Origin of the sequence: Streptomyces pacificus (genome assembly GCF_011766325.1) — a bacterium.
In the GTDB taxonomy this organism is placed as follows: Bacteria; Actinomycetota; Actinomycetes; order Streptomycetales; family Streptomycetaceae; genus Streptomyces; species Streptomyces pacificus.
Genome location: NZ_BLLG01000064.1, coordinates 1 through 810, shown reverse-complemented (window position 1 = coordinate 810; position 810 = coordinate 1). Strand labels below are relative to the sequence as shown.

Here is an 810-nt window from a genome sequence, read left to right as displayed (position 1 = left end):
ACGCGGCGGGCAACGCCTTCCTCGACGCGCTTGCCGTGCATCGCAGGGAGCAGGGCCTGCCCGCCGTCTCCCTGGCGTGGGGTGCGTGGGACCGGACCGGCATGCTCGACGGAACCGACACCGAACGCATGACCCGTGCGGGAACGCCTCCGCTCACCGTCGAACAGGGTCTCGCACTCTTCGACACCGCGATCGGCTCCGACGAGGCGGCGCTGGTGCCGCTCAGACTCGACCTCCCGACCCTGCGTGGACAGGGCGCCGTCCGGCCGTTGCTGCGCGGTCTGATCCGCGCCCGTACCCAGCGTGCGGTCGCGAGTACGGAGACCGCGTCGAGTCTCACCCGGCGTCTCGCCGGGCTCACCGACACCGCCCGCGCCGATGAGCTGCTCAAACTGGTGCGTGCCGAAGTCGCCTCCGTGCTGGGGTACTCGGATGTCGGCGGCGTGGACACGGCGAAGGCGTTCCAGGGGCTCGGCTTCGACTCCCTCATGGCGGTCGAGCTGCGCAACCGGCTCGGGGCGGCTACCGGACTGCGGTTGCCGGCCACGCTGACCTTCGACTACCCGACCACCGCAGAACTCGCCGCGCATCTCAGGGACGAGCTCTTCGGCGAGGCGCGGGATGCTGCGGGGTCGCTGCCGGTGGCGGCGCAGACGACGGACGATCCGATCGTGATCGTCGGTATGGCCTGCCGTTACCCGGGTGGGGTCGCGAGCCCCGAGGAGTTGTGGGACCTGGTGGCGGACGGTACCGATGCGATCAGCGGCTTTCCGACGAATCGGGGGTGGGACCTGGATGCGCTGTATCATC

1 protein-coding gene is annotated in these 810 nt (G+C 70.5%); it reads left to right on the top strand.

The features are described from left to right. Window positions 1–810, top strand: an 810-nt coding sequence (locus SCWH03_RS28255; RefSeq protein WP_173267765.1) for a beta-ketoacyl reductase, incomplete at both ends; no start/stop codon positions are given.